Source organism: Pseudoalteromonas umbrosa (assembly GCF_030125375.1).
GTDB classification, from domain to species: Bacteria; Pseudomonadota; Gammaproteobacteria; order Enterobacterales; family Alteromonadaceae; genus Pseudoalteromonas; species Pseudoalteromonas umbrosa.
In genome coordinates this window covers 1-25,138 of record NZ_JASJUU010000010.1, presented here as the reverse complement: position 1 = coordinate 25,138, position 25,138 = coordinate 1, and the positions used below count along the sequence as shown (strand labels likewise).

The following is a 25,138-nucleotide window of genomic DNA, read 5'->3' as shown; positions in this document are numbered from 1 at the left end:
TGCTGGCTTTTTTATTGATAAAAAAGGTGAGACAAGTGCAAAACAAAATCGCGTTATCCATCTTAATATTATTAGGACTTGCTGGCTGTGCCTCTCCAAAGGTGGGAGATCAAACGAGTAATGATGTGAGCCAACCAGAAGCGAAAGTCATTGATCGAGCTTTGTATCTGCGCGGTGATTTTAGTTTATGGGATGCCGAAGATATATACCAGCTTAAGCCTCAAGGGAATGGCACATATATGGTTCGCGCTCGGTTTATGAGCCCAGACAAAGTATATGAATTTAAAATCGCGGATGAGGCATGGAGCCAAGGGTATAACTGTGGTTATCGCTATAAAAGCTTAATAACACTTGGACAACCGCAGCCGGCCGATTGCAATACTATTTATAATTACTTTAGTTTTACACCAGATAAAAAAGGATGGTATCGCATCACACTAGATTACAGGGTGTCGCATAAGCCAGCTGTTTTAATTCAAAGAGACTAAAAAATAATACAATGTTGTTATGTAACGGGTCGATGCGAGCTTAAGGTGTGGATCTAATTGTGGTCGTAAGTGAAACGGCAAGTTATCGTGCTTGCCGTATAGCTAAAGTTTAATACTATTCAGGTTTACAAGGGTAATCACGAGACGCACAAACATGAACGCTGGCTCTACCGCCTGCGACTGCATTCGTTTGGGCTGGCTTGATAGCTTGAAGGTCTAGGTTTTTAATTTTTTTTGTTTTTAGCTGTAATTTCATATCTTTTCCTTTTACTTTGTTTTTTACCTATTTTTTGAACTACCGTATTACTTTATAAAATAATTCATTGAATACCTCGGTAGGAGCTTACATTTTTATGCACCACTGTGTGGGTAAACCATTAAGTTTAACTAAGGTAGATGTGTAACAGTGCTATGAGATATAGAGCACCGAGAAAACTAATTATGTAAAAGGTGATTTGTGTAGAGGTTGTCTTTGGCTAATTAAAAAGGGCTTATTGGCCCTTTTTAATTAAATACTGATAGGGTGCTTGCGCGGTTTCTTGAGCAACTAATGTGTGATCCATAAATTCACAAAAGTTTGGTATATCCCGGGTGGTCGATGGGTCATCAGCCACGATTAATAATGTTTCACCATGATTCATTTTTCGCACCATACCACGGATCATCATAACCGGTTCAGGGCAACGCAACCCAACGGCATCTAATGTATGGTCAGCATTATCAAAACTCATAAAATTGCACTTAGCCTTTATTAAAAAAGACATTTTAACTTGGCATGTATGAAGATTTAAAGAGGGCTGAGGTAAATTGTTACAATATCCTGAAATTCAAAGAGGCGATAAAAAAGGCAAAGCCACAATTTATGACTTTGCCTTGGTTACCAAGTTGAAATTGGTGATGACAACAAGCGTGTTAATTCACGCGTTCAAATACGGTTGCTATGCCTTGACCTAAACCAATACACATGGTTGCAAGGCCATATTTGGCATCTTTTTCTTCCATGATATGAATAAGTGAGGTACTGATCCTTGAACCTGAGCAACCCAGCGGGTGACCAAGTGCGATGGCGCCGCCATTAAGGTTTACCTTTTCATCGGCAACTTCAAGTAACCCCAAGTCTTTCATAACCGGTAGAGATTGTGCGGCGAATGCTTCATTAAGCTCTACTACGTCTAGGTCTTCCACTTGAATGCCCGCTTGCTTAAGCGCTTTTTTGCTCGCTGGAACAGGGCCATATCCCATGATAGATGGATCGCAACCTGCAACAGCCATTGACTTAACGCGCGCTCTGATAGGTAAGCCAAGTGCTTTGGCTTTGCTTTCGCTCATGACGAGCATGGCTGACGCGCCATCAGACAATGCAGAGGAAGTACCTGCAGTTACAGTACCACTGGCTGGATTAAATACAGGACGTAATTGACTTAGTCCTTCAAGATTAGTTTCAGGGCGAATAACTTCATCATGTTCAACTAATACAGGAATGCCGTGTTCGTCATGTCCTTCGGTCGGTAAAATTTCTTTTGCAAAACGACCTTCAATACTGGCTGCATGAGCACGTTGATGTGAGCGCACTGCAAACGCATCTTGTTGCTCGCGATTAATACCATGTAGTGTAGCAAGGTACTCTGCGGTTAAGCCCATAACACCAGCTGCTTGTGCAACCGAAGTTGAAAGGCCTGGGTGAAAATCTACGCCATGAGTCATAGGGACATGACCCATATGCTCAACACCACCAATAAGGTAAGTATCGCCTGCACCTGTCATGATAGCACGCGCTGCATCATGCAGTGCTTGCATGGATGAACCACATAATCTGTTCACGGTAACAGCGGGTACTGAATGGGGGATACCAGCTAGAAGCGCCGCATTACGCGCAACATTAAAACCTTGCTCAAGTGTTTGTTGTACACAGCCCCAATAAATATCATCAATGGACTCTGGGGCAACTTGTGGGTTGCGCTCAAGTAGGCCTTTCATTAAGTGTGCACTGAGATCTTCTGCACGACGATGCTTAAACACACCGCCTTTGGAGCGACCCATAGGGGTACGAAGACAATCTACGATAACTGCATGTTCCATATTACTGGCCCTCCACTTGATAGAACACTTTACCTTCTGCTGCCCAAGCACGCGTTTGCTCTGAAACTTGGTAGATTTCACCTAAGTCAGCATATTTATCTGCCATAGCAACAAACTCACTTAACCCAATTTGATCCAAGTAACGGAAAGCGCCACCTCTAAATGGCGGGAAGCCAATACCGTAAATGAGTGCCATATCTGCTTCTTGTGGTGAAGCGACAATGCCCTCTTGCAAACAAAGCAGTACTTCGTTGATCATAGGGACCATGCAGCGCTCAATAATAGTTTGCTTGTCAAACTGCTGCGCATCATCACAAATCTGACTTAAAAGGACCAATGATTCAGGGTCTTTGCTCTTTTTCAAGCGGCCTTTTCTATCCGGCGCATATTGGTAAAACCCTTTGTGATTCTTTTGACCAAAACGCTCTGCATTGGCCAGTAAGGAAACTGGGTCTTTGTCTTGACGGGCCATGCGAGTAGGGAAACCCTCAGCCATCACACCTGTACAGTGATTTGCCGTGTCGATACCGACGACATCAAGCAGGTAAGCTGGACCCATAGGCCAACCAAACACATTTTCCATGACTTTGTCTATTTTACTAAAGTCAGCCCCTTCAACAACGAGCTTACTGAAGCCTGCAAAATAAGGGAATAAGACGCGGTTTACGAAAAAGCCTGGGCAGTCGTTAACGACAATTGGGGACTTACCGAGTTTCAATGCGTAGTCAACAACAGCTGCTACTGTGTCATCTGAGGTTTTTTCACCACGAATAATTTCAACAAGTGGCATCTTAGGTACTGGATTAAAGAAGTGCATACCACAGAAATGCTCTGGGTTTTCAAGCGCAGTTGCTAACTCGTCAATACGGATAGTAGAGGTATTTGACGTCAGTACAGTGCCTTTTGGTAACTGCTTTTCTAAATCAGCCAGCACTGCTTTTTTAATTTGTGGGTTTTCGACAACGGCTTCAACAATGATGTCTGAGTTTTCTAAATCACGCTCGTTGAGTGTTGGTTTTATCTTCCCAAGCGTCGCAACCATTTTCTCTGTTTTCATGTGGCCGCGTTTTACTTTTTTACCCAGTAGGCCGGCCGCTTCGCCCATGCCTAAATCAAGCGCAGCTTGGTTGATGTCCTTCATGACAATCGGCGTGCCTTTATAGGCTGATTGGTAGGCAATGCCACCACCCATAATGCCAGCACCGAGTACAGCCGCTTGCTTAATATCAAGTTGGCTTGCTTTTGCTTGTTTTTTGGCAACGCCTTTAATGTACTGGTCCGCTAGGAAAATACCAGTTTGCGCCGCCGCTTCAGCTGTTTTGGCTAATTTTGCAAAGTTGGCATTTTCGATTGCCATAGCCTCTGCGCGAGTATGATTAGCAGCCGCTTTGATGGTTTTGACTGCCATCACTGGCGCAGGGTAATGGCCTTTGGTTTTTGCCATGACCATGCCTTCTGCCATGGCAAAGCTCATGCCTTGCTCGACACGATTCATCTTTAAAGGCTCAAGTTTAAGTTGGCGCTTTGCTTGCCAATCGAGCTTACCATCAATGGCTTGCTCTAGTGTTTTTATCGCGGCGTCCATTAATTTATCCGCTGCAACAACGGCATCTAATGCGCCGACTTTAAAGGCATCGGGCGCGCGATTTTCCTGACCGGTTGAAATCCAAGTCATGGCATTATCTGCACCAATCACACGAGGTAGTCTCACGGTACCACCAAAACCAGGCATGATCCCAAGTTTGACTTCAGGTAAACCGATTTTGGCATTAGGAGTTGCAATACGATAGTCGGTAGCAAGTACCCACTCACATCCACCGCCTAGTGCTAGGCCATTGATAGCAGATAGAGTTGGGAAAGGTAAGTCTTCAATCGCATCGAATACGTCAGTGGCATCTTTGATCCAACTTACGAGTTCTTGTTCAGGGCGATTAAAGGTCGGTAAGAATTCGAAGATATCGGCGCCAACAATAAAGTGGTCTTTATCACTGGTAAAAACTAGGCCTTTTACATCATCACGTGTGCTGAGTTCAGCTAGTGCTTTGGCACAGTCTTGCAGGGTTTGTTGAGAGAGCTTGTTGACCGAACCGGGCAGACAAAATTTAAACTCAGCAATATTGCCTTTGCAAAAATCAACTACAAAGGACTCGCTTTTGATTAACATACTTGTTCTCCGTGACACTGGTACGATGAGTTGTCATTTCATTCAGTGTGGCGCCTTTAAATGAAAATTGCAATGAAAAATTTACCGCAGATTTACTGTAAAGCATAAATTGGGATGTTAAGGTGGCTAAGTGCATAGATTGGACTAAGGTGTTTTAAGGTTTACGCATTCAGTTTATTTAAACCTTCAATCATGCATAACTTGATTATGAGTAGGGCATAGGTGCTGCTCAAGGCTGCGTGACGCAGTTTAATTAAGGAAGTACTCAGCTTTTGTCTTTAAACACGGTTTTTAAATTAGCTGGGTCTGGATATACAACGCATTTATGTAAAGTATAGGTCGCCATGAAATTACGGATCTCTCGGTTTTTTAGTACGGGTATGTGCGCTTTTTTCACTTTGTTAAGTACCCAAGGGTATGCGCAAAAGCCCCATCAAGATTTTATACAAGCTGAGCGAATCGCTTGGTCAGGAAATTACACTAAATTTAAACACGCACTGGATGAACTTGATCATCCATTGAAGCCTTACGTCGAGATGACATTTTATAAACGTCATCCGAGGTTAAAATATCAAGCAGAAATTAGTCAGTTTTTATCTGTTTATGATCACACGCCCTTGGATTGGCCTGTGCGCAAAAGCTGGCTGAACTATTTAAAAAAGCGCGGTAAGAAAGCGTTATTTATTGAACATTATCAGACAACAAATAATGCAGAGTTAAAATGCACGTATTTGCAGTTTCAACTGGATTTAGGCGCGCCCAAAAAAGCAATTTTAGATCAAGTTGAACCTTTGTGGGTGGTGGGCAAGTCACAACCTAAAGCCTGCGATAAGTTATTTTCACAGTGGCAAAAAGCAGGTTACCGCTCACAAGCGTTAATTTGGCAACGCATTACCAAGGCAGCACAAGGCGGCCAAACCTCGTTAATTAAATACTTAAAAACGCTGTTGCCAAGCAATGAAGCGTATCTTGCTGATTTATATGTCGCAGTGCGCAGAAACCCAAGTGCGTCAGCTGGGCTATATCGTTATAAACAGCGCAGTCAAAAAGAAAGTGAAATCGCGGTGTATGGCGTCAGACGACTTATTTGGCGTGACCCCAAGTTGGCGCTTAGGGCATGGGATAAACTGCAAGACATGTTTGAATTTAGCCAAGCGCAGAAAGACAGTGTAGCTTATCGCTTTGCGCTGGCTTTGGCATCAAAAGGGCATGAGCAAGCGCGTTTTTGGTTGAATAAAGTGCCTACTGAATTACAAGATGTGAAGCTCCGTCAATGGCTGATGAGTAATATGCTCAAAGAGCAAGATTGGGAAGGGATCGCAGCATTGTTCACAGGTATGGATAACTTGAGCAATGGGCAAACTTATTGGCTCGGTTACAGCTACTTTAAACGTGGAGACTCAGCCAAAGCGACATCACTGTGGCAGTCACTGGCCAGTAAGCGAGATTATTATGGTTTTCTGGCAGCGGCGCGACTGAACTTACCACCGTCAATGAATGCGCAGTCACTGGATGTCAATGAGCAAACGTTAGCGAGTGTGTCACAAGCGCCCGGCTTTAAACGGGCAAAAGCACTGTATGAACTGGAGCGTTTTACCCACGCTCGTAGAGAATGGAACTATTTAACTAACACATCCAGTACTGAAGAAAAGCTTGCGGCATCGATATTGGCTGCAGAATTAGACTGGTATGACAGCACCATTTATACCCTAGCGCAGATTAAAGCATGGAACTATGTCGATTTACGCTTCCCGATGGCGTTTGACAGTTTATTTGAGCGTTATAGTGAGCGAAATCGGGTTGATCTTGCTTGGAGCTATGCGGTGGCACGTCGTGAAAGTAGTTTTGCACCAGATGCGAGATCCTCTGCTGATGCTTATGGCTTGATGCAGATGCTGCCGAGCACAGCCCGTTATGTGGCGAAAAAGCGTGTCTCTAAGAAGCAGTTGATGACACCGTCTATTAATATTCGTCTTGGGACGGACTATTTGGAGTACTTAAAGCGTAAAACTAAGGGCAATGAGATATTAGCGACCGCTTCCTATAACGCTGGTTATCACAGAGTGAAGCGCTGGGTACCGGATGAAGCCATGCCTGCTGAATTATGGATTGAGCTTATTCCATATCGAGAAACTCGGGACTATGTGAAAAATGTGATGGCGTATCGACAGGTCTATCATACCAAGCTTGGTCGAGATGGGAATGTGTTGGCAGGGATCTTGGATATGAGTATAGGCGGCAAACGTTAAAGCGTCGTGCTGTAACGTCATTTCAAGGAGTTGGCATGGCATCGTTTTTGAGACGGTGCTATGTTAGACTCAAACATAATCGAACAGAATTAATATGGGTACACTGTGGACACATTAGCAAATTTGTATGCAGAGCATATCACCACGCTTCAGGCGCGTACTAAAACCATCGTTGAGCGCGAAGGCCTAGATGGCTTAGTTATTCATTCCGGTCAAGCTAAACGCCAGTTTTTGGATGATATGTATTATCCATTTAAAGTTAATCCGCAGTTTAAAGCTTGGTTACCGGTCATCGATAACCCACACTGTTGGTTAGTGGCCAATGGCGTAGATAAGCCTAAATTGATTTTTTATCGTCCTGTAGATTTTTGGCATAAAGTCCCTGATGAGCCAAGTGATTTTTGGGCTGAGCATTTTGATATTACGTTGCTAGTTCACCCTGAGCAGGTTGAAAAACTACTGCCTTATGACAAAGAGAAGTTTGCCTATATCGGCGAATACCTCGAGGTCGCGCAAGCGCTTGGTTTTGGTCAAATGAACCCAGAGCCAGTGATGAACTATCTGCATTATCATCGTGCTTACAAGACACAATATGAGCTGACCTGTCTGCGCGAAGCTAACCGCATTGCGGTACTTGGCCACCAAGCTGCCAGAGATGAATTTTATGCTGGTGGATCTGAGTTTTCTATTCAGCAGGCGTATTTGAATGCGACTGCACATATGGAAAATGATACGCCGTATGGCAATATCGTGGCGCTTAACCAGCACTGTGCGATTTTGCACTACACGCATTTTGAACGTCAGGCTCCGAGCAAGCATCTCTCATTCTTAATTGATGCAGGCGCCAACTTCAATGGTTATGCTTCAGACATCACGCGTACCTATGACTTTGCTAAGCAAGGGCAATTTGCAGAAATGGTAGATGCGTTAAACCAACATCAAATAGCCCTTGGTAATGCACTAGAGCTGGGCAAACTGTACGGTGACCTACACATTGATTGCCATCGTCGTATGGCGCAAATTTTGTCTGACTTTAAAGTGGTGAACTTAGGTGCAGATGAGATTGTCGAGAAGGGTATTTCATCAACGTTCTTTCCGCATGGATTGGGCCACCACATTGGCTTGCAAGTACATGACATGGGGGGCTTTATGGCTGATGAGCAAGGTACACATCAGGCACCACCTGAAGGGCACCCATTCTTACGTTGTACAAGACGCATTGAAGCTGGGCAGGTATTTACCATTGAGCCTGGTTTATATTTCATTGATTCATTACTTAGCGATTTAGCGAAAGGCGAACACGCGCAGCATATCAATTGGGATAAGGTTGACCAGTTTAAGCCATATGGCGGGATCCGTATTGAAGACAATATTATTGTTCACGAAGACCGTTTAGAGAATATGACGCGCGATCTTAACTTAGATTAATATGTTGGTGTGTCGTACTGGTTCAAGTGCGGCTCAGCTTGTTTAATAAAAGGAGTCGAAAGGCTCCTTTTTGCTAGAAAATACCTTATGTCAGAATATAAAATCCCAACTGAAACCATTTCACACCACGAAGAAATCAAAAAAAGTACGTTTTTGGTGCATGTTGCGCATACCCCTACAGTGGATGATGCAAAAGCATTTATTCGCAGTATTAATGACGCATATCCAGATGCGCGTCACAACTGTTGGGCGCATGTGGCTGGGGCACCAGGAGGCAGTCATGTCTTGGGCTTTTCTGACGATGGTGAGCCGAATGGCACGGCTGGAAAACCCATGTTGAATGTCTTAATGGGTTCTGGCATTGGTGAAATTACCGCGGTGACAACACGTTATTTCGGGGGGATTAAGCTGGGAACAGGTGGCCTAGTTCGAGCCTATGGGGGCACTTTGAATAACGCCTTGAATGTGCTGACGACAGCTGTGAAAGTACCTGCAGCAGTGCTCATAGGTGAGTCCGACTATGCGCTGCAAGGGGTCATTGAGCAACACTTAGCTAGTCAGTATCAGGTGCTGAATATCCAACATACGTTTACAGCAAATATTGGCTGGCAAATAGAGATTGATGCCCGAGAAGCCAAGCTGGCCATTCAGTCAATATTTGATCTGACCCACGGTAGTGTGACAATGAAACTACAAAAGTAATTGCTTTGTCGGGTTATGAGGTTTACTAACGCCCGAGTGTATTAGACAATCAAGTTTAATCATAACAACAAGCGATCTGCGTTATGCAATTTCGTACCATTATAAAAATTCTTGGCCAACTCGTCGCACTGTTTAGTTTGACTATGGTGCCGCCAGCACTGGTGTCTTTGATCTACAAAGATGGTGGTGGTGTGCCTTTCGTTTTGGCTTTTATCTTTAGTGTCTTAATTGGTCTGATGGCCTATTACCCAAACCGAAAAGAACGCGGTGAACTCAAAGCCCGAGAAGGCTTTTTGATTGTGGTGTTATTTTGGTTGGTACTGGGATCGTTTGCATCCGTACCTCTTATATTTCTCGATGAACCTAACCTCTCTTTTGCCGACGCGGTATTTGAAGCATTTTCTGGTTTAACAACCACAGGTGCCACGGTCTTAACTGGGATAGAGTATTTACCAAAGTCAGTACTGTTTTACCGTCAACAGCTGCAGTGGCTTGGCGGCATGGGGATCATTGTACTTGCGGTCGCGGTGCTGCCTATGCTTGGCGTTGGTGGGATGCAGTTATATCGTGCAGAAACACCGGGCCCGGTGAAAGACTCGAAAATGACGCCGCGTATTGCCGATACGGCAAAACACCTTTGGTACATTTATGTGGCCCTGACTGCTGCGTGTACGCTGGCGTATAAGTTTGCTGGAATGGGCTGGTTTGATGCCATTTGTCATGCGTTTGCGACCATTGCGATAGGCGGCTTTTCTACGTATGACGCGTCGATTGGTCACTTTGATAGCCCGATGATTAACTTTATCTGTGTGGTGTTCTTGCTCATTGCCGCAGTTAATTTCTCGCTGCATTATGCGGCGGTGGCAAGTCGCAGTGTGCGAGCATATTTACGCGACCCTGAATTTAAAGTCTTCTTGTTTATTCAACTGGCGCTGGTGGTGATCTGTTTTGCGGTATTATCTTCAAATCAAGTGTATAGCGATGGTGATGAGACACTAGATCATGCTTTGTTCCAAGCTGTCTCAATCAGTACGACAGCGGGCTTTGCAACCGATAGCTTTTCAGCTTGGCCGCTGTTTTTGCCTATTTTACTGATTTTTTCTAGCTTTATTGGTGGTTGCGCCGGCTCTACTGGTGGTGGGATGAAGGTGGTTCGTGTGTTTTTACTGTACTTGCAGGGAATAAGGGAACTAAATCGCTTGGTGCACCCAAGAGCCATCTATTCGATTAAATTGGGTAGAAAAGCCTTACCAGACAAGGTGGTTGAAGCGGTATGGGGATTTTTCTCCGCCTATGCTTTGGTGTTTGTAATTATCATGATCGCGCTACTGGGCACGGGGCTTGATAATATCACCGCGTTTTCTGCAACAGCCGCTTGCCTCAATAACCTAGGTCCAGGCTTGGGGGATGTGGCTGCGCACTATGGTGATATCACCGATACCGCTAAGTGGATTTTGACGCTTGCGATGGTATTTGGTCGTTTAGAAATATTTACTCTATTAGTGTTATTTACGCCAACGTTTTGGCGTGGCTAGGTCTTTAGATATTGGGTTTATACTAAGGCAAGGATGCCGTGGTCATGTTCTTTAGAGTTGCTCTTTTTACTCCCTCCAAAAGTCTGATGATGGGCTTTTCAACCCATCATCAAGTGTGAATTCTCGCTTAAAAGTTAAAGTTTTCCTCTCTCTAGACGATAATTCATAGTAATTATGCGATGGCGTCATAAACCGATGTCATACTGCTAAAAGACACAGCGAGATAGTTAGAGGTATTAAGCATGACTATACAAGAGTTGGCAGAAAATCGTTTGCAAGTCTTACAGATGCGGGCGGGAAGTATTGTCGATATGGAGATTGTACTGCCAGCCAATCGCAAGCGGATTAAAACTGAGTTTGTCGGTGCCCTTGAGAATCAATTTATTATTTTAAACCACCCCAGCCACCAGCGCTTGGGGGCAGCAATGGATTATGTCAAAGAAGGCACTGAGGTGATTGTACGTGCTTTACCTGAAGAAGGTGATGGACAAATTATCGCATTTAAAGAAACCATTAAATCTGTCACAACACACCCAGCCAGACTCATTTATCTATATTACCCTAACGAAGTGCAAACCTATAAACTACGTGCTCAAACTCGTATTCCTACTTTGATACCAGCTGTATTGAATGTTGAAGGGAAAAGTGAAGTAGGTGTCATCAAAGATATTTCTTTAGCGGGTTTAATGTTTGATGTTCAGAAAACGCATTTGCCAGAAGAGTTAAAAGAACTGTCTTGTGAGATTTTAATTGAGGGCAAAGATGCTCGAAAGCTCACGCTTGTCGGTAAAGTGTGCCGAGTGAAAGAAAACCAAGAAGACATAGTGTCATTGGGCATACATTTAGACAGCCAAGATAAGCAAGTACAGGCGATACTCAAAGATTATTTAATTGATATTTCTGTACTGGGTAATGAGTAATCTTCGCTGTGATGAGATGGCGCATACAGGCCATCTCGGATGTGTGTTATACAAATAGCGCACTGACTTGGAATAGCTTTTCTACGACACCTATTTGCTTTTTATCGATTAAGAACATGATAACGTGATCACCTGACTCAATTACAGTGTGATCGTGGGCAATAAGTACTTCAGAGTCTCTCACTATTGCGCCAATGGTTGTGCCGTGTGGCAATCTAATATCACGGATCGCTCGACCTACGACTTTGGAGGTATTCTCATCACCGTGTGCGACGGCTTCGATGGCTTCTGCAGCACCTTTACGTAGCGAGTAAACATTGACGATATCACCACGACGAACATGGGTCAATAGGGCTGAAATCGTGGCTTGCTGAGGTGAGATTGCGATATCAATTTCACCACCTTGCACAAGGTCAACATAGGCACTGCGTTGGATCAGCACCATGGTTTTTTGCGCACCCATACGTTTGGCTAACATGGCAGCCATAATATTGGCTTCATCATCGTTCGTAACGGCAATAAACACATCTACTTGTTCGATATGTTCTTCAGATAGGAGCTCTTGATCAGAGGCATCACCACAGAATACAACCGTATTATCAAGCATTTCAGAAAGCTGAGATGCACGACTGTGATTGCGTTCAATCAGTTTAACACTATGATTTTTCTCTAACGAGCGAGCAAGACCTGCACCGATATTACCGCCACCTGCTATCATGATTTTTTTATACGATTGCTCTAGTTTTTGCAGCTCATTCATGACTGCGCGGATGTGTTTAGTAGCGGCGATAAAGAAGACTTCATCATCCGCTTCTATCACGGTTGTACCCAGAGGCTTGATTGCTTTACCTTGACGGTAAATTGCAGCCACTCGAGTATCAACATTAGGGATATGCTCTTTCAATGCTGACAGCGCGTAACCAACCAGTAAGCCACCATAATATGCTTTGACCGCAACCAGTGACAGCATGCCATCTGCAAATTGCAGAACTTGCAGTGCACCGGGATAATCAATTAATCGACGAATATACTTGGTGACCAATTGCTCCGGTGCAATGTAATGATCTACGGGTAGATCATCGTTGTGGAATAGCTTTTCGCGATAGTCTAGATATTGCTCGGAGCGGATCCGAGCAATTTTTGTAGGCGTATTGAAAATACTATAGGCGACTTGGCATGCAACCATGTTTACTTCATCGGAACTGGTCACGGCAATAATCATATCGGCATCTTCGGCACCCGCTTGCCTGAGCACTTCTGGGTGCGCACTATGTCCATTGACGCCTTGCAGGTCATATTTATCCTGTAGCTCACGTAAACGCTCACCGTCGATATCAACAACCGTGATTTCGTTTTGCTCACCAACGAGGTTTTCTGCCAGTGTACCGCCAACTTGTCCAGCGCCTAAAATAATGATTTTCATAGCTTAAACTTACAACGTTTAGAGTTTTTGCAACTTGGCGTAATAGAAGCCATCCGTGATGCCAGGCAATAATTGTAAGCCAGGCTGTTCAACCTTGTCTTGTGCGTGCAAAGTAATGTGTTTTGCATCGTCTGTGCGTGATAAGAAAGCACTGATCTGCTGGTGGTTTTCTTCCGGCAATACAGAGCAGGTCGCATAGACTAAAGTACCGCCTGGCTTTAGCAATGGCCAGATATTATCCAGTATTTTAGCTTGTAACGCTGCCAGTTCATCAATGTCGGTTGCGCGTCTTAACCATTTGATATCAGGGTGACGACGGATCACACCAGTTGCAGAACAAGGTACGTCTAACAGAATACGATCAAATTGCTCGCCTTGCCACCAGTTATCAGGTTCATCAGCAAGCCCATGCACGCATAGCGCCTCTAGTGATAAACGATTGAGGTTATCTGTGACGCGCTCTAAACGCTTCTCGTCAGCATCTAATGCGGTTACTTGGGCATCTGCCAGTTCCAATATATGACAGGTTTTTCCGCCCGGAGCAGCGCATGCATCTAAAATAAGATCACCATCTTGCGGTGATAATAAGCGAGCGGCCATTTGCGCTGCGGCATCTTGCACAGAGCTTGCTCCAGTTGGGAAGTCCGGTAATTTTGTCACATCTACTGGGTGGTCAAGTAAAATACCATCAGGATGCGATTCATCAAGTGTATAGTCAATGCCTGCTTGATCTAGTTGCTTAGCGTAGGTAACAGTGTCGGCTTGACGCTGATTTACACGCAGCCACATAGGCGCTTGTTGTTGATTTGCTTCTAGGATGTCAGTCCAAGTTTCAGGGTAAGCAGCTTGAAGCTTTTTGATAAACCAACTTGGGTGGTTATACTGACAGACCATGATTTCATTCGCACTTTGCTCAAGTGTTACCTGCTGACGCTGAAAGTTGCGCAGTACTGCGTTGACTAGACCTTTCATACCGGGCGCACCTAATGACTTAAGTGCGTTAACGGTTTCAGCTACCGCAGCATGAGCGGGGACGCGCATATGCTGAAGTTGATAAATACCGACATAAAGCAAAAACTGAAATACGCGACGCTTGCCCCGTAGTGGTTGATCAAGTAACTGCTGACAATAGTTTTCAAGGCTCGGCAAATAGCGCAGCACGCCGTAGCACATTTGCTGCAGTAAAGCGCGATCTTTGACAGGGAGCTTTTGGCTAGCATAAGGCAATTGGGCTGTGAGCGACTGACCTTTATCCACGACTTGAAATAGTGTTTGTGCCGCTAGTGCGCGTACATTCGCCATTAGGCACCTACCTTATTGCCAGGCGTTACCCATTCAGCGCGACCATTTAGAAAGTCCTGCGCCGACATTGGCTTTTTACCCTGCGGTTGCAGTTGGGTGATCTGTAAGGCCTGAGTACCACACGCAACGACAATACCTTGTTTGTTTGCGCTCAAAACTGTACCAGCTTCACCTTGCTGTTCGACGACATTAGCCTGCCAAATTTTCACTGTCTGTGACTGCATTTGCGTAAAGCACATTGGCCATGGGTTGAACGCGCGGATATTACGCTCAATTTGCGCAGCTTCCATGGCCCAATCAATGTCAGCCTCTTGCTTAGAGAGCTTTTTTGCGTAGTTTGATAGTGCGTCATCCTGAACTTCTGGGGTGATGTTACCCGCTGCGAGCTTATCTAATGTTTCTACCAATGCAGATGGGCCTAACTCAGCGAGCTTTGCGTATAGGCTTGCACTGGTTTCTTGCGTATCGATTGGACACGTGGCGATGTGTAACATGTCGCCGGTATCCAAGCCTTCATCCATTTGCATGATGGTCACACCGGTTTCTTTATCCCCAGCCCAAATAGCGCGTTGAATGGGGGCAGCACCACGCCACCTTGGCAAAATAGAGCCGTGTACATTAAGGCAACCAAGTTTAGGCGTTTCTAATATGGCTTTTGGTAGTAACAGTCCATATGCGACCACGACCATAACATCAGCATTTAACTCAGCAAGTTGTTGCTTTGCTTCGTCGTTTTTTAGAGAAGCTGGTTGGATAACGGGTAGGTTATTCTCTAGAGCGAGTGTTTTGACTTCACTGGCTTTCAGTTTTTTACCGCGACCAGCAGGTTTATCTGGAGTACTGTAAACAGCAACAACTTCATGATGGGAGTCGAGTAATGCTTGAAGGTGGCGAGCAGCAAAATCTGGCGTGCCAGCAAACACGATACGTAAAGGGGTATTCACGAATAATCTGTCCAATAAAAAATGTGTATGATTACGCTTTAGCCGCTAGGCGCGCTTCTTTTTCAATTTTTTTCTTGATACGTTGGCGCTTAAGTGGCGACAGGTAATCAATGAAAAGCTTGCCTGCAAGGTGATCTAACTCATGCTGTACACAGTTTGAAAGCAGTTCTTGCGCATCAAATTGGTACTCTTCACCGTTTTCATTAAGGGCTTTGACGGTCACTTTCTCTGCACGATCTACTTTTGCATATGAGTAGGGTACAGAGAGACAACCCTCTTCGCAGACCATAGTCCCTTCTGTGGCGATGATTTCAGGGTTGATCAAAACATACGGTTCATTACGTTCTTCTGACACGTCAATCACTACAATACGCTGATGAATATCAACTTGTGTTGCTGCTAAACCAACGCCGTTTTCTTCATACATGGTTTCTAACATGTCTTTAACGATTTGACGGATTTCATCATTTACTTCTTCCACCGGTTTTGCCACTGTACGCAAACGCTCGTCTGGAAATGTAAGCACTTCTAACTTTGCCATGGATACCTTTTACAGTCTGTATAAATGGGGTAATGTATGCTCTTATTTTAGCCATTCACGTTCCCCTTTAACAGGTTTTGGTGGATAATATCTAAAAATAACTCAAGGAATTCGGAATGAAATCTCAAATTGCAGCCTTATTACTGGCAGCTTCAGCTGTATTCCCTACGATGGCCGATACTTTGACGGTTAAATCTGACGCGCCCAAGCGGTATGTGGTTAAGAAGGGTGACACACTATGGGATATTTCGAGTTTGTATTTAAATAGCCCTTGGAAGTGGCGAGCATTGTGGCAGCAAAACCCGCAAATTGATAATCCGCATTTGATTTACCCTGGTGATATTTTATCGCTCGGACAGGATGAGCATGGGAATCCGATATTGGTAATTGATAAAGGGGTAAGAAAATTATCTCCACACGTGCGTATCATAGCGGAAAAAGGCACCGCGATACCGACGTTACCTCTATCTGTACTAGAGCCTTACTTAAGTTACGACCAAGCACTTGAGCAAAATGATATTGACGGACATCCCATTGTGCTGGGTGCCAATAAAAATTTTAAAATGAGCATTACGGGTCATTTGTTATATGTAAAAGGTAACCTTGTTCAAGGCGGGAATTATGGTATTTACCGTCGGGGCAGTGCTTATAAAGATGGTCTAAAAACACTGGCATATGAAACTATTTTGGTTGGGACTGCACGGGCTTTAAATGCGGGAGATATATCTGAAGGGGTGCCGAGCACTGTAAAAATTGAAACAGTTAAAAGAGAAGTTAAAGCCGGTGACTTTTTAATGCCATTGCCGCAAGGTCAAGATTTTAAAGCGACATTTAAAATGAGTAGGCCTACGGAGGCGGTTGATGGCACCATTATCGCCAGTAGCAGTCAACACAGTGAGTTTGGCCCTATGTCTGTTGTGGTGCTGAACGTAGGCAGTAAGCAGCAATTGGTTGAAGGCAGTGTATTAGACATATTGCGCCAGTCTCCGACAGTCGTAGAGCGTGGTGGGACGCCAAAGTATTTAGAAGACTCCAGCAGTCTTGATAAGCTCGTAGGAGAAATAGGGTCTTGGTTTGGTGAGGAAAACAGTGAGAATAGCACTGTGTGGCACATGCCCAGTGAAAAGGTGGGTGAGCTGATGCTATTCAAAGTCTATGACAATATTAGTTACGCGATGGTAATGAAAACGACTCAACCAGCTCAGATAGGAGACAGCGTAACGAATTAACATAAATATTGCTTCAAGGAGGGAGCATGGCACATTTATCATTGAGAGAAGCAGTGGCCTTATACCTTTGTCGTGGCATTGGTGTGAGCACCATCTTGGCGTTAAAACAAAAGATAGAATTATCGGAACTTTTTATTTTTTCTCAACCTGCACTTTGTCAGCTGGGTCTGAGTGACCACATAGCGCAGCAACTGGTCACCATAGATTGGCGCAAAGTGGATCGTATCCTTACCCAGTGTTTATCTTCAAAAATTCATATTATCCATTACTTTGATTCCCATTACCCTGAGTCACTAAAACATATTTGTAGCCCGCCTTGGTTATTATTTTGCCGCGGCAACAGCGAACTGCTGCATCAACCTCAAGTTGCCATTGTCGGTAGTCGCAGTGCATCTCGGTTAGGGGTGGACAATGCGTATGATTTTGCTAAGCAATTGGGAGCAGCCAATTTTGTTATTACCTCTGGTATGGCAAGAGGTATAGATGGCGCTGCTCACCGTGGTGCACTGGATAGTGTGCGGGGGACTATCGCGGTGTTGGGCACAGGTGCAGATGTGATTTATCCAAAGCGTCATGACGAGCTGTATTGGCGCATTGTTGAACAAGGCTTGATAGTCAGTGAGTTTTTGCCCGGTACTAAACCCCATGGAACTAATTTTCCAAGACGCAATCGAATTATATCAGGACTCTCTTTGGGCGTGTTATTGGTTGAAGCTGAGATTAAAAGTGGTTCACTGGTCACTGCGCGTTATGCCATTGAGCAAAATAAAGAGGTATTTGCTATTCCTGGTTCCATTCGCCACAGTTTATCCGAGGGATGCCACTTTTTAATAAAGCAGGGCGCAAAGCTGACTGAAAATGTCAGCGATATTATCGAAGAGGTGAGCTTTTTACCCGAAAACAGTCTATATATTATAGAAAGTGAGAAAAAACAGGAGGCTTGCCTCGTTTTGCAAAATCTCGGTTATGAGGTAACTGACGTTGATACCTTAGCACAGAGGACCCAGTGGCCAGTAGAGCAGGTACTTGCCAGACTATTGGACTTAGAGCTTGAAGACAAAGTAGAACGTGTATTAAACGGCTACATCAAATTAGCGAGGGGTTAAATATGTTTGATATCCTGATGTATTTATTTGAGAACTATATTCACAGCGAAGCGGATATCTTCGTAGAGCAAAATCAGTTAACAGATGAGTTAGTTGGCGCAGGCTTTGATCAATCAGAAATATATAAAGCCTTGGATTGGTTAGAGCAACTAGCAGATCTTCAACACAGTGACGAATTTCCTTACTTAAACGCAAAACCAGACTCAGCGATACGCATTTATACGGCTGAAGAATGTCGAGTACTCGATGTAGAATGCCGAGGTTTTTTAATGTTTGTTGAGCAAATAGGCGTGATCGATAGCACGACCAGAGAAATGGTCGTTGACCGTATGCTGGCACTCGAGAAATCATCTATTTGTTTGGATGATTTGAAATGGGTGATTTTAATGGTGCTATTTAATGTACCTGGAAAAGAGCATGCCTACGCACAAATGGAAGATTTAATCTTCGAGCAACCATCAGGGTTACTACACTAACAATGCCTGCGGCATATTTGAACTATCAAAGTGCCGTAGCAAATTCATGTCCTCAGTTTTTCTAATTCTTTCAAATACGCCTATCTTAACTAATATATGTGTAATTTTATTGTCCTTATATTGATACACGCAGTAAAATAGCGCAAAGCATGCACAGTGAAGGTAAAAAAATGAGCAAAATTGATCACTCTCTTTTTAATGCAGATAAACATGCATTAGAAAAAGAATATGAGATCTGCCCAAAATGTGGTTCAGAGCTGGTGGTCAAGCACTCTAAAAATGGGGCATTTCTCGGCTGTGCCAATTACCCAACATGCGATTATATGCGCGCTTTTGCTCATCATGAGAGCAACGAAATCAAAGTATTAGATGATGCACCTTGCCCAGAATGTGGCCGAGCATTGGTGATCAGAAATGGTCGATATGGCATGTTTATAGGGTGTACCGGTTATCCAGAATGCGACTTCATTGTGCATGAAGAAGAGGAGCAAGCTGATACGCTTCCTCAGTGCCCTAAATGTCATAAAGGGCACCTTCAGAAAAGACAGAACAAGTACGGCAAGTTTTTTTATGCGTGCGATGCTTATCCTAAATGCAAATATAGCTTGAATCAATATCCCGTAGCACATCAGTGTGAGCAGTGCGATTGGCCTGTGATGGTACAAAAAAAGCGGGCTGGAAAAGCTATGCTACAATGTCCGCAAAAAGCTTGTCAGCATATGATTGAGGATCCCTATGAGTCACAATGAAAATCAAACAGCTAAGCCGCAATCTGCGATTGACGCATTGCAGCAAGGTGAGTTGATCTGTTATCCCACAGAAGCCATTTTTGGTTTGGGGTGCGATCCGGATAGCGAAAGCGCGGTACATAAACTTTTAGCGTTAAAAGAGCGCCCAATTGAAAAAGGCCTGATCCTGATTGCTGACAATTTTGCCCAGTGCTTAGACTATGTCGATGACGCAAAAATCCCAATGGATAAGCGTGCAGAGATCTTTTCAGCATGGCCAGGACCGGTCACCTGGGTTCTACCTGCAAAATCGACTACACCAAAATGGCTAACGGGTGAGCATTCGAGTATTGCGGTTCGAGTGACCGATCACCCTGTTGTGAAACAACTGTGTAAGACATTTGGTAAGCCACTCGTATCGACCAGTGCTAACTTCAGTGGTGAAGAGCCTGCAATGACCATTGATGAAGCCAAAGCTATGTTTAATGAACGTGTTGGCTTTTATCAAGCGGGTGAATTAGGTGGTCGCACTGCACCAAGCCAAATCCGTGATGCCATGACAGGCAAAGTATTTAGGAGCTAAGTGCGTGAGCAAAGTCAATTTAGAGACGGTCAAGGAATTCTTACTGCAGCTGCAAGATGCTATCTGTGCGGGCTTAGAGCAAGCTGACGGCAGTGGTAAATTTGTGGAAGATAAGTGGGAGCGTGCAGAAGGCGGCGGCGGTCGAACGCGTGTGCTTAGAGGTGGTGATGTCATTGAGCAAGGGGGTGTCAATTATTCTCATGTTTTTGGCGCGTCAATGCCTGCATCAGCAACAGCGCATCGACCAGAATTAGCAGGGCGAAGTTTTCATGCTTGTGGTGTCTCTTTGGTTATTCACCCAAAAAATCCACATATACCTACCAGTCACGCCAATGTACGTTTTTTCATTGCCGAAAAAGAAGGCGAGGAGCCAATTTGGTGGTTTGGCGGTGGTTTTGATCTAACGCCGTTTTATCCGTATTTGGAAGACGTTAAGCACTGGCACCAAGTCGCAAAAGACCTATGTGACCCATTTGGTGATGACGTGTATCCGCGGTATAAAAAGTGGTGTGATGATTATTTTTACTTAAAACACCGTGATGAGACCCGTGGCGTAGGTGGATTATTTTTTGATGATCTGAATGAATGGGGCTTTGATAAGAGCTTTGCCTTTATGCAAGCCGTTGGCGAAGGCTTTTTGCCTGCTTATGTTCCCATCATTGAGCGCAGGAAGGCTTCCCCGGTGACTGAGCAAGAGCGCGAATTTCAGCTTTATCGTCGAGGTCGCTATGTTGAATTCAATTTAGTATGGGACAGAGGCACACTATTTGGTTTGCAAAGTGGTGGTCGTACGGAGTCCATTTTGATGTCGATGCCGCCATTAGCTAGATGGGAGTATGACTTCACCCCAGAGTCTGGCTCTAATGAAGCAAAGTTATATGAGCATTTCTTAAAACCACAAGATTGGTTGAATATAGACTCGCTCTCATAAATTGGTTGAGCTATCAAAGATTGAGTTATTAAAAAAGGAGCATGATGCTCCTTTTTTATTGGTTAGTCTAATGTGAATCCTCGCACCTGCTCGTCTAAAGAGCGTGCTAGCTCGAGTAGTTCTTCGCTGACTCGTTTACTACCGTGGGCATCCTCCAATGATTGCTCGGCATTATCACGAATGGCGACGACACTTTGGTTGATCTCTTCAGCAGCTTGATTTTGTTGCTCCGTGGCATCGGCAATTTGCACATTGAGTGCATTGATTTCATGCATTTGAGATGAAATATCCTTTAACGCCTGAGCAACCTGTTGCACTTGCTGTGCGCGATCATCCGCTTCAGCACAGGAAGCCGTCATTGCGCTGACGGTTTGTTGTGCTTCTTGTTGTAATTTATCTATGGTGCGGCGTATCTCATCAGTAGAGTCATGAGTACGGGTTGCCAGAGTCCTCACTTCATCGGCAACCACAGCAAACCCTCTGCCAGCTTCTCCTGCGCGTGCGGCTTCTATAGCAGCATTCAGCGCCAGCAAATTCGTTTGCTCTGCAATACTGCTTATCACCTCTAGCACTTTGCCAACGGCAAGAGTTTGTGTTTGCAGTTGACTGACTTGATTAGCCGCATCTCGAATATCATCGGCTAATTGATTGATACTTTGCTCTGTGGTGTGGGCAATCGACATACTTTGCTCCGCAAGGTGATTGCTACTGTCAGACTTTTCAGAGGCAAAGTGGGTGGTATTTTTTACTTCACTGGATGAACTCTCTAGTTCATTGATTGCGGCAGCGACCGAATCTGTCCCTTGTTTTTGCGCTTGTATTGCTTCTTCTGTGGTTTCTGCAGCGGTGTATATATGCTCCGCAGAGTGGATCAGGATTTTTGATGAACGGGACACCTCGGCGATACTATCTTTAAAGGCTGCCATCATTTTATTGAAGTTAGTAGCAAGGCGGCCTAGCTCATCATCTATATCATCTTCAATACGTAAGCTTAAATCTTGGTTGGACGTAGCAAGGCGCATGGTTTTACCAAGCCTTTTTAAGCGAACGATAAATAGTTTGCGGAATAAGACACCTAAAATGATGAACGCAGTGGCAAAGATGGTACTTAGTAGTGCGGTACTAAATATGGTATTGGTATCGACAGTATTATCGATATCGCTCAGAGAGTAGCTGATTTTGACTGCACCTAACACATCACCTTCTTGCGCTTGATGGCAACCTAAGCAATTTGTGCCTTTGTAATCAGCACTGGCAACCATGGGTTTTAGGTAAGTCATAACTCGCTCATCACCGCGTTGCTCGATGACTAAGAGCTCTTCACCTCTGAGTGCCGCATGTTCAGCATCCGTTTGTGGGGATTCGTTGGTATTTCCTTGGCCGTAAAGTTTATTGACTTGAGCACCACGGACGATGTGAGCATCTTCAATATTGTCATGGTTACGAAGCTTTTCCCCGAGAATATGTCGATTAGACATAGTGCCGGTGAGCATCATGGTATTGATAGAGTCGAAGTAATTATCGGCCAGTAATCGAATATTGGTTTCGACAGTTTGCTCGGCGAGGTTTTTTTGTTGACTACTATTGCTCAAGATACTGGCTATGAGTACCAATACACCAGTAACGGCGAGCAGGGCATATATTTTATGTTGAATAGACTTCACACGCATCGCACCTAATAGAAATTAAGCATCCATTATGCGTGTGAATAATCCTGTACCATTTGACTCAGCGCAAAAGTGACTTCGCTAATGCAAAATTACAAATAGCACACTAGTCTTGGTTAATCATATGTGTCGCTAATTGTGCCAGCGACTTTCTTAAGCCTTCACGCAGTAGTGGGTTATCAATCTCAGCATCTAATGCTTTATCCATGCAATACATCCATTGGTCACGCAGGTCTTGGTTGATAGTAAAAGGCATGTGGCGCATTCTCAGACGCGGATGACCATACTTTTCGACAAATAAGTCAGGACCACCCAACCAACCAGACAAGAATTCAAAAAATACCTGACGGATCCTATCAAGTGGCAGTGGGTGCATGTCGTAAAGTGGTTTTGCATAGGGATCGCTTTCCATAACATCATAAAAACGGTTTGCTAAAGCGAGCGCCCCTTTTTCACCACCAATTAATTCATAGGGCGTGCGCTCGGGGTTAGGTGCATGATGATTTTGCGATGTCTTAGGATCTTCACTTGCATCTTTATTAAAGATACGTTTAATTAACTGCTTCATTCACTATCACTATTGTTAGGCTAAAAATGGATAAATACGCGGTTTTTGGTAACCCGATAAAGCATTCTAAATCGCCAGAGATTCATTCGCAATTTGCATCTGAACTTAATGAGCAGATTGACTATACCGCTATATTGGCGCCGGTAGATGGCTTTGTTAATAGTATCAATGCGTTCTTTGTAGATGGCGGACTTGGCGCGAATGTCACTTTACCGTTCAAAGAAGAAGCATTTAATTATGCTGATCTGCTAACTGAGCGGGCAAAACTGGCTGGCGCTGTTAATACATTAAAGCGACAAGATGATGGAACAGTATTAGGTGATAATACGGATGGTGCTGGCCTAGTATCGGATTTACTCAGACATCAAGTGCAATTACAAGATGCTGTCATTTTGCTCTTGGGCGCTGGTGGTGCAGCAAGGGGGTGTATATATCCATTATTGCAGGCTGGTGTTAAACACATCGTAGTAGCAAATCGTACGGTGTCAAAAGCGCAACAATTAGCGACGTTATTTGCCTCTTACGGTGAAGTCACGGCTGTGGCACTCAATGAAATCCCACATTTACCTTACACAGGTGTGATAAACTCGACATCCTCGAGCGTCACCGGTGACATACCGAATATTGCAAGTAATGTCGTGGCGCAGACAAGTTGGGGCTACGATATGTTTTATAGTGATACGCAGACGAGCTTTTTAAACTGGATAGCGACGCATAATTCAAATTGTCAGCTAATTGATGGTATTGGCATGTTAGTTGGGCAAGCTGCTGAAGCGTATACTGTGTGGCGAGGTAAATCTCCAAATGTTGAAGCGGTATTGGAAAGGGTAAAATAATCATGAATCAAGCGGTCTTATTTAATGATGATATTCACTATGATGTTGCTCTTAGTCGATTAGTCTTTACTGCCATGGTTTCTGGCATGATAGTGCCATGTGTAATTGCGGTACCTGCAACGCTAGAAGAACCTTTGGTGCATTTTAGAAATCATCAGTTTGATTATGAAATGCAAGCCGAAGAGCTCATAGAGGATGAAAGCTATTCGGCATCTGGTGAAATAGAGTTAACCTTCCTCTAAATACTCATCTTTAAGCTCTACGTAATTCTGCGCGGAGACTTTTAAAAAAGCGAGCTCTTGATCTGTTAATTTACGAGCTTGCTTGACTGGGCTGCCAACGTATAAATAGCCAGACTCCAGCGTCTTGTTAGGTGGGACTAGCGCACCGCCACCAATAATGACATCATCTTCAACGGTGACATTGTCCATGACAATCGCACCCATACCGACCAAGATACGATTGCCTAGCTTGCAGCCGTGTAGCATAACTTTATGGCCAACAGTCACATCATCACCGATGATCAAAGGGTAGCCTTCAGGATTTGTTTGACTTTTACGTGTCAAATGTAAAACGCTGCCATCTTGTACATTGGTCCGCTCACCAATAGTGATATAATTAACATCGCCACGCGCGGCCACTAAAGGCCACACACTACTATGTTTGCCAATACTAATATCGCCAACTAAAACTGCGCTTTCATCTACATATACCCCTTCAGATAACTTAGGGGCGATACCTTTATACGTTCTTAACATGATTTTAAGACTCTAAAAAGAAGATAGCACTAGTGTAGAGTTTAATGATTTAAATCTCTACAGAGAGATAACAAACCTACAATCGAATGCTTAATGTACACTTTTAGTGTGTTTAGCTCAATAATTGCGCGAGCAGCGTATTTTTATAAGTTTTCTCTAAAAAGTGCTTGCACAATTTTCTCAGCTCCCTATAATGCGCACCCACTGACACGGGGGATGCGAGAGAAAACGCAAACTAAAGTGAAGGTTAAAGTTAAATTGAAAGATTAATTAAAAAATTAAATTTTCTAGTTGACTTTAAAAGTGAAGCGGTTAATATGGCGCTCCACTTCGCAGCAAGGCTGCGGTAACTAACCGAGAGTTAGTTACACTGTTCTTTAAAAATATGAAGCAATCATCTGTGTGGGCACTCGTACAGATTGAGTTCTAACAAAATATTTAGAGTCTCAATTTCTTATGAGTGACTATATAGTCAATTTAT

At 44.1% G+C, this 25,138-nt stretch carries 25 protein-coding genes; 14 read left to right on the top strand and 11 right to left on the bottom strand.

What is annotated here, in order from left to right; all coding sequences use genetic code 11:
* The first annotated feature begins 35 nt into the window (after positions 1 to 35).
* Complete coding sequence (locus QNM16_RS24105; protein ID WP_284022785.1) at positions 36 to 488, top strand: hypothetical protein; 453 nt, start codon at positions 36 to 38, stop codon at positions 486 to 488.
* A gap of 115 nt (positions 489 to 603) precedes the next feature.
* On the opposite strand, the gene QNM16_RS24100 is transcribed toward QNM16_RS24105, so the two are convergent.
* The 4 genes from QNM16_RS24100 to fadB form a co-directional block, all read right to left on the bottom strand.
* Complete coding sequence (locus tag QNM16_RS24100) at positions 604 to 744, bottom strand: hypothetical protein (RefSeq protein WP_284022784.1); 141 nt, start codon at positions 742 to 744, stop codon at positions 604 to 606.
* A 235-nt stretch (positions 745 to 979) separates the two neighbouring features.
* A complete protein-coding gene (gene tusA, locus QNM16_RS24095) occupies positions 980 to 1,219 on the bottom strand; it encodes a sulfurtransferase TusA (protein WP_063360147.1) in 240 nt (79 codons plus the stop codon).
* A gap of 181 nt (positions 1,220 to 1,400) precedes the next feature.
* The gene (gene fadA / locus QNM16_RS24090; protein WP_284022783.1) at positions 1,401 to 2,567 is read right to left on the bottom strand and encodes an acetyl-CoA C-acyltransferase FadA; all 1,167 of its coding nucleotides are present in this window, start codon (positions 2,565 to 2,567) and stop codon (positions 1,401 to 1,403) included.
* A gap of 1 nt (position 2,568) precedes the next feature.
* Positions 2,569 to 4,731: a fatty acid oxidation complex subunit alpha FadB gene (gene fadB, locus QNM16_RS24085; protein ID WP_284022782.1), complete on the bottom strand. Its 2,163-nt coding sequence runs from the start codon at positions 4,729 to 4,731 to the stop codon at positions 2,569 to 2,571.
* A gap of 380 nt (positions 4,732 to 5,111) precedes the next feature.
* On the opposite strand from fadB, the gene QNM16_RS24080 reads away from it, so the two are divergent.
* From QNM16_RS24080 to QNM16_RS24060, 5 genes are all read left to right on the top strand, one after another.
* A complete protein-coding gene (locus QNM16_RS24080; RefSeq protein ID WP_284022910.1) occupies positions 5,112 to 6,980 on the top strand; it encodes a transglycosylase SLT domain-containing protein in 1,869 nt (622 codons plus the stop codon).
* Between the two features lie 105 nt (positions 6,981 to 7,085).
* On the top strand, positions 7,086 to 8,408 hold the full coding sequence (gene pepQ / locus QNM16_RS24075) for a Xaa-Pro dipeptidase (protein ID WP_284022781.1): 1,323 nt from the start codon (positions 7,086 to 7,088) through the stop codon (positions 8,406 to 8,408).
* 87 nt (positions 8,409 to 8,495) lie between these two features.
* Entirely contained in the window at positions 8,496 to 9,110 is a 615-nt protein-coding gene (locus QNM16_RS24070; RefSeq protein ID WP_284022780.1) for a YigZ family protein, read from the top strand.
* Between the two features lie 83 nt (positions 9,111 to 9,193).
* Complete coding sequence (locus QNM16_RS24065) at positions 9,194 to 10,645, top strand: TrkH family potassium uptake protein (protein WP_284022779.1); 1,452 nt, start codon at positions 9,194 to 9,196, stop codon at positions 10,643 to 10,645.
* A 242-nt stretch (positions 10,646 to 10,887) separates the two neighbouring features.
* Positions 10,888 to 11,565, top strand: coding sequence for a flagellar brake protein (locus tag QNM16_RS24060; protein WP_284022778.1), 678 nt, complete (start codon positions 10,888 to 10,890; stop codon positions 11,563 to 11,565).
* Positions 11,566 to 11,611: 46 nt separating this feature from the next.
* Here QNM16_RS24060 and trkA read toward each other — a convergent pair whose 3' ends face one another.
* Genes trkA through def form a run of 4 tightly spaced genes read right to left on the bottom strand, consistent with a single transcriptional unit; the run spans position 11,612 to position 15,775 of the window.
* On the bottom strand, positions 11,612 to 12,988 hold the full coding sequence (gene trkA / locus QNM16_RS24055; protein ID WP_063360141.1) for a Trk system potassium transporter TrkA: 1,377 nt from the start codon (positions 12,986 to 12,988) through the stop codon (positions 11,612 to 11,614).
* Between the two features lie 18 nt (positions 12,989 to 13,006).
* Positions 13,007 to 14,290: a 16S rRNA (cytosine(967)-C(5))-methyltransferase RsmB gene (rsmB, locus tag QNM16_RS24050; protein WP_284022777.1), complete on the bottom strand. Its 1,284-nt coding sequence runs from the start codon at positions 14,288 to 14,290 to the stop codon at positions 13,007 to 13,009.
* Complete coding sequence (gene fmt / locus QNM16_RS24045) at positions 14,290 to 15,234, bottom strand: methionyl-tRNA formyltransferase (protein ID WP_284022776.1); 945 nt, start codon at positions 15,232 to 15,234, stop codon at positions 14,290 to 14,292. The genes rsmB and fmt overlap by 1 nt, the downstream gene beginning before the upstream one ends.
* A gap of 31 nt (positions 15,235 to 15,265) precedes the next feature.
* Positions 15,266 to 15,775 carry a peptide deformylase gene (gene def, locus QNM16_RS24040; RefSeq protein ID WP_237138917.1) on the bottom strand — a complete coding sequence of 170 codons (510 nt, stop codon included), beginning with the start codon at positions 15,773 to 15,775 and terminating at the stop codon, positions 15,266 to 15,268.
* A 116-nt stretch (positions 15,776 to 15,891) separates the two neighbouring features.
* Here def and QNM16_RS24035 point away from each other — a divergent pair, with 116 nt between their 5' ends.
* The 6 genes from QNM16_RS24035 (at position 15,892) to hemF (ending at position 20,828) form a co-directional block, all read left to right on the top strand.
* Positions 15,892 to 17,004, top strand: coding sequence for a LysM peptidoglycan-binding domain-containing protein (locus tag QNM16_RS24035; RefSeq protein WP_284022775.1), 1,113 nt, complete (start codon positions 15,892 to 15,894; stop codon positions 17,002 to 17,004).
* A 26-nt stretch (positions 17,005 to 17,030) separates the two neighbouring features.
* Positions 17,031 to 18,110 (top strand): DNA-processing protein DprA, encoded by a 1,080-nt coding sequence (gene dprA / locus QNM16_RS24030; RefSeq protein WP_284022774.1) that lies wholly within the window; start codon positions 17,031 to 17,033, stop codon positions 18,108 to 18,110.
* Between the two features lie 2 nt (positions 18,111 to 18,112).
* Positions 18,113 to 18,586, top strand: coding sequence for a DUF494 family protein (locus QNM16_RS24025; protein ID WP_063360135.1), 474 nt, complete (start codon positions 18,113 to 18,115; stop codon positions 18,584 to 18,586).
* Positions 18,587 to 18,756: 170 nt separating this feature from the next.
* Entirely contained in the window at positions 18,757 to 19,335 is a 579-nt protein-coding gene (locus tag QNM16_RS24020; protein WP_063360170.1) for a DNA topoisomerase family protein, read from the top strand.
* Positions 19,322 to 19,897 (top strand): L-threonylcarbamoyladenylate synthase type 1 TsaC, encoded by a 576-nt coding sequence (tsaC, locus tag QNM16_RS24015; RefSeq protein WP_284022773.1) that lies wholly within the window; start codon positions 19,322 to 19,324, stop codon positions 19,895 to 19,897. Before QNM16_RS24020 ends, tsaC begins: the two co-directional genes overlap by 14 nt.
* A gap of 4 nt (positions 19,898 to 19,901) precedes the next feature.
* Positions 19,902 to 20,828: an oxygen-dependent coproporphyrinogen oxidase gene (gene hemF, locus QNM16_RS24010; protein WP_284022772.1), complete on the top strand. Its 927-nt coding sequence runs from the start codon at positions 19,902 to 19,904 to the stop codon at positions 20,826 to 20,828.
* 62 nt (positions 20,829 to 20,890) lie between these two features.
* Here hemF and QNM16_RS24005 read toward each other — a convergent pair whose 3' ends face one another.
* Entirely contained in the window at positions 20,891 to 22,498 is a 1,608-nt protein-coding gene (locus tag QNM16_RS24005; protein WP_284022771.1) for a methyl-accepting chemotaxis protein, read from the bottom strand.
* A gap of 103 nt (positions 22,499 to 22,601) precedes the next feature.
* Positions 22,602 to 23,063 (bottom strand): group II truncated hemoglobin, encoded by a 462-nt coding sequence (locus QNM16_RS24000; RefSeq protein WP_063369194.1) that lies wholly within the window; start codon positions 23,061 to 23,063, stop codon positions 22,602 to 22,604.
* Positions 23,064 to 23,089: 26 nt separating this feature from the next.
* Between QNM16_RS24000 and aroE the strand changes: the two genes are divergently transcribed.
* Positions 23,090 to 23,899, top strand: a complete 810-nt coding sequence (gene aroE / locus QNM16_RS23995) for a shikimate dehydrogenase (RefSeq protein WP_284022770.1) — start codon at positions 23,090 to 23,092, stop codon at positions 23,897 to 23,899.
* A gap of 2 nt (positions 23,900 to 23,901) precedes the next feature.
* Positions 23,902 to 24,141 carry a DUF1488 family protein gene (locus tag QNM16_RS23990; protein WP_063360129.1) on the top strand — a complete coding sequence of 80 codons (240 nt, stop codon included), beginning with the start codon at positions 23,902 to 23,904 and terminating at the stop codon, positions 24,139 to 24,141.
* Here the strand turns inward: QNM16_RS23990 and QNM16_RS23985 are convergent.
* Positions 24,127 to 24,660 carry a gamma carbonic anhydrase family protein gene (locus tag QNM16_RS23985; RefSeq protein ID WP_284022909.1) on the bottom strand — a complete coding sequence of 178 codons (534 nt, stop codon included), beginning with the start codon at positions 24,658 to 24,660 and terminating at the stop codon, positions 24,127 to 24,129. The two genes, QNM16_RS23990 and QNM16_RS23985, sit on opposite strands and share 15 nt — an antisense overlap.
* Positions 24,661 to 25,138 lie beyond the last annotated feature (478 nt).

Coding starts and splice junctions, on each gene's coding strand:
- QNM16_RS24100 (WP_284022784.1), bottom strand. CDS start 744: ATGAAATTACAGCTAAAAACAAAAAAAATTAAAAACCTAGACCTTCAA.
- tusA (WP_063360147.1), bottom strand. CDS start 1,219: ATGAGTTTTGATAATGCTGACCATACATTAGATGCCGTTGGGTTGCGT.
- fadA (WP_284022783.1), bottom strand. CDS start 2,567: ATGGAACATGCAGTTATCGTAGATTGTCTTCGTACCCCTATGGGTCGC.
- fadB (WP_284022782.1), bottom strand. CDS start 4,731: ATGTTAATCAAAAGCGAGTCCTTTGTAGTTGATTTTTGCAAAGGCAAT.
- QNM16_RS24080 (WP_284022910.1), top strand. CDS start 5,112: ATGTGCGCTTTTTTCACTTTGTTAAGTACCCAAGGGTATGCGCAAAAG.
- QNM16_RS24070 (WP_284022780.1), top strand. CDS start 8,496: ATGTCAGAATATAAAATCCCAACTGAAACCATTTCACACCACGAAGAA.
- QNM16_RS24065 (WP_284022779.1), top strand. CDS start 9,194: ATGCAATTTCGTACCATTATAAAAATTCTTGGCCAACTCGTCGCACTG.
- QNM16_RS24060 (WP_284022778.1), top strand. CDS start 10,888: ATGACTATACAAGAGTTGGCAGAAAATCGTTTGCAAGTCTTACAGATG.
- trkA (WP_063360141.1), bottom strand. CDS start 12,988: ATGAAAATCATTATTTTAGGCGCTGGACAAGTTGGCGGTACACTGGCA.
- rsmB (WP_284022777.1), bottom strand. CDS start 14,290: ATGGCGAATGTACGCGCACTAGCGGCACAAACACTATTTCAAGTCGTG.
- def (WP_237138917.1), bottom strand. CDS start 15,775: ATGGCAAAGTTAGAAGTGCTTACATTTCCAGACGAGCGTTTGCGTACA.
- QNM16_RS24035 (WP_284022775.1), top strand. CDS start 15,892: ATGAAATCTCAAATTGCAGCCTTATTACTGGCAGCTTCAGCTGTATTC.
- dprA (WP_284022774.1), top strand. CDS start 17,031: ATGGCACATTTATCATTGAGAGAAGCAGTGGCCTTATACCTTTGTCGT.
- QNM16_RS24025 (WP_063360135.1), top strand. CDS start 18,113: ATGTTTGATATCCTGATGTATTTATTTGAGAACTATATTCACAGCGAA.
- QNM16_RS24020 (WP_063360170.1), top strand. CDS start 18,757: ATGAGCAAAATTGATCACTCTCTTTTTAATGCAGATAAACATGCATTA.
- tsaC (WP_284022773.1), top strand. CDS start 19,322: ATGAGTCACAATGAAAATCAAACAGCTAAGCCGCAATCTGCGATTGAC.
- QNM16_RS24005 (WP_284022771.1), bottom strand. CDS start 22,498: ATGCGTGTGAAGTCTATTCAACATAAAATATATGCCCTGCTCGCCGTT.
- QNM16_RS24000 (WP_063369194.1), bottom strand. CDS start 23,063: ATGAAGCAGTTAATTAAACGTATCTTTAATAAAGATGCAAGTGAAGAT.
- aroE (WP_284022770.1), top strand. CDS start 23,090: ATGGATAAATACGCGGTTTTTGGTAACCCGATAAAGCATTCTAAATCG.
- QNM16_RS23990 (WP_063360129.1), top strand. CDS start 23,902: ATGAATCAAGCGGTCTTATTTAATGATGATATTCACTATGATGTTGCT.